The 6,241-nt window shown below is 54.0% G+C and carries 4 protein-coding genes; 3 read left to right on the top strand and 1 reads right to left on the bottom strand.

Annotated features, from left to right (window positions below; translation table 11 throughout):
* Both GVY42_RS16400 and GVY42_RS16395 read left to right on the top strand, forming a co-directional pair.
* Positions 1-235: hypothetical protein (locus GVY42_RS16400; protein ID WP_159565757.1), on the top strand; the 235-nt coding region annotated here is incomplete at its 5' end.
* 148 nt (positions 236-383) lie between these two features.
* Positions 384-1,013 (top strand): hypothetical protein, encoded by a 630-nt coding sequence (locus tag GVY42_RS16395; RefSeq protein WP_159563807.1) that lies wholly within the window; start codon positions 384-386, stop codon positions 1,011-1,013.
* A 1,395-nt stretch (positions 1,014-2,408) separates the two neighbouring features.
* Here GVY42_RS16395 and GVY42_RS16390 read toward each other — a convergent pair.
* Complete coding sequence (locus GVY42_RS16390; RefSeq protein WP_159565755.1) at positions 2,409-4,031, bottom strand: primase C-terminal domain-containing protein; 1,623 nt, start codon at positions 4,029-4,031, stop codon at positions 2,409-2,411.
* Between the two features lie 985 nt (positions 4,032-5,016).
* Here GVY42_RS16390 and GVY42_RS16385 point away from each other — a divergent pair.
* Positions 5,017-6,204, top strand: coding sequence for a ParM/StbA family protein (locus GVY42_RS16385; RefSeq protein WP_159563742.1), 1,188 nt, complete (start codon positions 5,017-5,019; stop codon positions 6,202-6,204).
* Positions 6,205-6,241: the final 37 nt, after the last annotated feature.

Genomic DNA, 6,241 nt, shown 5'->3' with positions numbered 1-6,241 from the left:
TGGGAGACTGGAAAAACCACGTGAAATCCGCTATGATAAAGGTGAATTTGGCGCGAAAAATCAAATTCACCAGAACCGGATGGTTCGTGCGTCAACACGATCCGTCCAGCCCTCGGTCGCCTCGTCAGAGTCCGACCTTGCGGCAGCTTCGCCTACCAAGCCATATGGCTTGGTAGGTTTTTTTGTTTTCTGGATTTTTAAAGTAAATAAAATGCTGTTTGTTACTTATAAATAATTATATCACAAATTCCAAATATGTAAATGGTTTTCTTGTCTGTAAATATCTCGAATCGGTGAACGATGTTCACCTTTTCTTGATTTTGGAAGGAAGGCGTTCACATAATTGTTGACATACATACACACATCACAAGGAGACAGTGCACATGAACAACAACGATGACATCGTCCTCATCCGCGCCAAACTATACGAGCGGATCAAGGCACGATACAGAATTCTCAAGGACAACGACTCCTCGTTGCGTCAATCAAAAACGTTGAAAGTCATCATAACTTCACTCAATTCCAGCGTTAGCCAATCGTCAAACAAATCTAAGCCATCTAACTCGTTGATTGGCATCAAACGGAACCTTCAAATCTATCGGTTATTGGAGGAACTCGACACCTCAGCGGACTGGCTATTCGAGAGAACCGACATCATCACCTACCAGAACGTCAGAACCATCCAAACGTCAGAAGATTGGGATACGATCTTCCCGATCTTGTTACAACGCTTGCGAGAGAGCCTGTTATACATCGCCCAATTGGATGTCGAAATCGTCAACGACACAGAAGGGAAGTTCGAAGAGTTTCTTGCCGAGAGATTTACAGTCTCCAGTTTTACCGTACAAGGTTGGATGAAAATGGACCGGCGCAATTATATCGGTTTGCACCACGTCCACCAGATCGCTGAACAGGCGGACGTCTCGATCGACTGGATGCTTGGTCTCGTCGATGATCCGATGGCCCATAAACGACACCTGCTCCCGGACGATTATCCGACGTCCTTATTGTAACAAAAACGGCTCAACCATGCGACTTGTCGTCTCTCTCGAATCCTGACGATTCTCAAAAAGTGATGGTTGAAAAATCCGTTTTTAAGATGGTTGACGTCAGACCCTTCACCTCGTTTCAGGAAACTCGGAGTCGTTTTCCTCAAATATTTTGTGTCTTGAACAAAAGTTTCCTGACAGGGTCGAAAGCGACAAAATCCGACAATTGTTTCGACAAATGTCGGATCGAATTGTTCCCAAAAAACGTACATCCATTCTCAAAAATTAACGCGCAAGCGTTCTCATTTTGGAGAAGGTGAGACCCTTCGGGATACTAAAATGGTGAGTAGTTGGAAGTCGTTAGCCTAGAGTTTTCTTTTGATGGTTTCTTCTGGGAAATGACGGCTCCCAACACTCCGCCAAATGGTGTACAGACTTAGGATGGTAGGACGAAAGCCACCTCTTGGACTGGGGTGGCTTTCGTTCGTCCTCTCAAAATATGCATGCATGCCGTCTCCTATTCGTTCATACGACGACGTGTCTATGCCATAGGATAAGGGTGTCCACGTCCCTGGAGACTAAAACCTACTCGGTCTCTTCCTCCAGGGCGTCGATACCCTTTTTTGTGTTATGTGTATTGTCGTTAGATGTTCTCGTCACATCGGTCAGTAACACGTCTTGTTCAGCTCCCGGACGCTGCGTCCTTCGATCCGAACCCAACGAATTCTCTAAGAAGGACGCCTTGGACGAAAGAGGAACAAAGAAACCAGGGACCGCCCCGAAACGGTTCCTGGACTCCTTTTTAGATTTTCTTTGGCGAAGCTTGCCACCCACGCCCTCGTGGTTTCATATATAATCAAACATGTACGGGTTATCCCTACTTCCCGTGCGACAAGAAGCCTTTCCGACGACCGATCGGGAGGCTCTTTGTTATGTTTGATGGGGCGTTGATTCACTTCTGGTGTCCCCGCCAGGGAAGATGCCTTATACTGGGGAGGGCTGGGCGCGATCGGTCAGATCGTGAAGGACACATGGGTCACTCCCGGTGGGACGCTCCTTCAAAGCGTTCCACGGCACACCCTCTATCCTCGACGAAGGAAGATCGGTCCCCCCCAGCCATCTGGGACAGGCCTCCCACGGGAGGGTCCCGACACACCATACGAAGGACCGACAGGGCGGACACACCAGACGAGCGCTTACATCCCCTGCCGGTCCTTTTGTGCTGTCCGGAAAACCCTGAACGCGCAGCTCTCCGGCGTTGACGCCTGCGACCCGCTTGTCGGGGCACTTGCGGGACGACTCGCCAGACTGCGCTAGGCTCGCATCCCTCGTGCCACACACGAGAAAGCCGATTCTCCTGCCCCATCATTGGCCTGTTAACATTATTTCACATACCACATCCAAGGGTTTGGGTAAGCCTCAACCCCGAGAAAAGAACACAGACCGCCCGATCCGATACGTCTCACGAGAGAGACGCGCCTCACAGACCATCCGTTTCCAGGGGTTCAACAGGGCATAGGTCCCTCCTCCCCCGTCAGAAAGCTCGGCCACGGTACCTAAGTGTATTGGCAAGAAAGACATTAATTTTAATTTTTTCACCCGTTTTGCGACCCGTTCATAGCGCTCCGCATGGCGCGGTGCGAACGTCATCGCGCGGTACTGGAGGGACGGTGGGCAGGCCATCCCCTCTCGCTTCATGTCACGGACCCGTGACACGAGCGAGGCGAGGCGACAGATGCGGTACCCGGCCCCACGGCCGCGTCGGACCGTGCCATCCGCGTTACGGATCGGCTCCACCCGGAACCCATGGCGATGGAGGGCGCGGAGCGCCTTCGTCATCGCCGACAGCTGACTCACGTCCCCGTCATGCATCTCCCGGCAGAGGGTGCGCGCGCTCGTCTCCATGCACACAAAGCCCCCCTCCCCCACGGGCAATCTCTCGTCGAGATGGGCGAGCAGGCGGGCGATGAACTCGTCCAGGTGCTCGTTGACCCGCTCCTCGCGCGGGCGACGATGTTTCTTGTAGCCGTTCCAGACCGGACGCTCGCCACAGAGCGCCTGCAACTTGCCGGACGACGGCTCGTAGTCCTTCCGGTACGCGCTCAGCACGGTCTTCTCGACCTCGCGCGCCGTGAGCGGTCTCGTCATGCCCCGGTTGCGCGCCTGGAGGCGACGCATCGCCTGACGGCGCGAGAGCCCGTCCTTCCTCGCCATGACGGCGAGCCAGAACGTCACGACGTTCCGTGTCCCGACCGCGTCCGTCGCCCAGAGGGCGCCCCATACCGGCATGTCCCGATACTTCCCGGACGTTTTCATGAGCCCGTCGATCGTCGCGCGGGTCTCGAGGAACCACGCCACGGCCTCGTCCTTCGACCAGAGCGCCCCCTCGTCGAGGTGGCGGATCGTCTCCTCGCGCGGGAAACGCGCCCAGCCGAACACCGGGCAGTGCACGTCGACCGGCAGGCCGACGTCGAGGAGCGCGTCACGTGTCGCGACGGCCAACGCGTGCGCGAGGCGGATCGCCCCCTCCGAGCCATAGAACGCGTCGTCGAGCACGACGAACACCTGCGTCCCACGTGGCGTCTCCAAGATGAGCGCCGGACGGCACGGCACGTCGGCCTCCAGGAAGGCGGCCAGCACCTGTTGGCGCGTCCGCTTCTCGTCGATGTCGAACCGGAACGTCCGCACCCGGCGGAGGTTGTCGTCCCGGATGTCGGCCGGCGTCACCGCCTGCATGTACACGTTCGGCGTCCAGTGGGTCACCCCTTGCCAGCTCGCCTCATGATAATGGAGCACGCCACCGATCGAGCGCGCGATGTCCTGCCCCTCGCCGGTGTGGCTCGCGAGGTATTCCTTGCCGTAGGCGACGCGGATCGCCCCTTGCGTCTTGTATGTATGGTCGCACTTCTGACGGACGTCGTCCGGGATGTCGCCCGCATAGGCCTCGTAGAGCCCCTTTCCCTCGCCGAGGAGCAGGCGCACCGCCTTCTCCTCTCGCTCGCTATGTATCCGATACTGTGCCTTTCTCGTCACTGCCTGCATGTCGTCCATTCCCTTCCGCGGGACGGGGAACGTGAAAAGAGCCATGGCCACCGCGCATACAGCGGCAGTCCATGGCTCTTCAGGTAGCGACAACCCTTCCGTCCCGGCTGGGGAGGAAAGGGAGAAAACCTTGACTCGTGAGGCTTGTGTACATGCGGTAGACATGGTAGTATAAGGCATGTAACGCCTGCATCGGACAGGTCGTGCCCCGAAGCGCAGTTGGTTGCGCTGTACCGGGAAGATCGAGTGTTCAGCTCGTCTCCTGGCGGGAGGTCTGTTTTTGTCGTGTGCCGAAGCGCATCCTACTGCGCTGTACCATCCAGAAGTCTTGGTCGGACGACTGGTGGCGGTAGAACGACCGGGTAGGTACGAAGCACTTAGACGAAAGGGACAACGTCCCCTCTTTTCGTCTAGGTGCTTCTTTTTTTGTGCCTGAACCCCGGGTCGATCGACCGGCTGATTATGTAACTCTTCACGCATCCGTCGGATGCCAATTTTCAGAATCTAGTTCCATCATACGCCTCTCTGAATCAAAACACAATATACGATTTCCCCTCTAAACCCTATTTCTATAGCCGTTTTTGAAAGAAGGTCAATGCCAAGACACCCTTGTTTCCTACCCTATTTCCCATTCTCGATATGCTAAAGATGCGGTACTTGAAATATATAAACCTACCTTCCCGCCCCCCATCACTTCTTGTCAGAATGACATTCGTAAAACATATGGCGACATTAGAAAACATATATAACATACATATGACACACATTCGTCATTCAATGTTTTACATAAGTCATTCTATTATCATACATAATGATCACTTTAGAAAAACCAAAGTCTTACTTCATACAAATATCACTCTTATGTATGACATTTGAATTACTAAAATAAAACAAAAGTTTTACATTGTGCATTCAATTTACATATGTTATTCTTATGTCATACAAAAATCATACTTCGTGCTGGTAGTCGAGGAGGAATGATGTGTTGTCCGAGCACAAGGTCTTTGACGGGCATACACAGACAACAATTATGAGTAAAAACCTACATATGGTGGCTGCGGTAGATATCGGAAATGCAGACGTAAAAGTCGAGACGTCGAAAGGTGGCCTCGTCGCGCCGAACGCCATCAGCTCTTCTTGGAACTACAACTTCGGGGACATGACGGCCCTCCAGTTGGCCGAACGGCTGTTGGACCACCTCGTCGTTGAGATTTCCTCGTCTGCGATTCACACGTTGTCCGGTCCACACGCCGTCGGAAAGGCCGCCTTCTCCGTCGGTACGAGTTCCGTGCTCATGACGATGCCGATCGACGGCACGACCGTTCGATCGAACAAACACGAGAATGAACAGTCGGCCTACGTGACACACGCCTTATTGGCGGCCTCACTCCTTCGTGACCATGTCGACCAACACGGGGACATCCCGAAACGGATCGACGCGACAATCACGCTCGGTACTGCCATCCCTGCGATGCTCTGGGCTAAGAACAAGGCGCACGCACGACAGCTCGAACAACAGTTGCTCGGCGATCACCTGGTGACGATCTGGTTAGGGGACGAACGCGTCCGCGTCTCGTTGGACTACCAAAGCGTGAAGGTGACGTCTGAAGGCGTCATCGCCCTCTACGCCCTAGATCAGAATATCCGCAAGCAAGGGAATCTGATCGTCGATATCGGGGAGGGGACGACCGAGTATGCCTTCACTGACGGCGGGGCACCTGTGCCGGCCCTTACCTCTGGGAGTCGGAACGGGGTCGGGCACGCCTTAGAGGGTGCGACCGAATCGTATGCTCGCCTGCATCAAATGGAATACTCTCGCCATACGTATAAGGCTAAAATGAAATCGAAGAAAGACTATGCATTGGAGCTACGTAAATTGTTCGAAAACCATAAACGTGCCCAGGCACAAGAAATCGCCGAGCAAACCGAGCGACAGCTCACATTGATCGAACGTGACCCTGAGCACGAGGTCGAGAACATCATCTTGATCGGTGGCGGTGCCGTCGTGTTCCATGAGGAACTCGAACAATCGCTCCTCCCGATCGTCAGCAAATGGGATGTCCGTCTCATCAACGGGATCGAGGATAGTGTGATCTTGAACCTGAAAGGGCTATACATCCTTGCGAAACAATTGGAGGCACAACGGATCGAAGAAGGTGTTATCGTTGAGTGATAAAAAACGTAAAACCGCCCTATCCCTGCGCCTTAGC

Source organism: Exiguobacterium sp. 8A, from assembly GCF_902506275.1.
GTDB lineage: Bacteria > Bacillota > Bacilli > Exiguobacteriales > Exiguobacteriaceae > Exiguobacterium > Exiguobacterium profundum.
The sequence above is the reverse complement of the archived record's forward strand: the minus strand, read 5'-3'. Positions and strand labels throughout refer to the sequence as shown.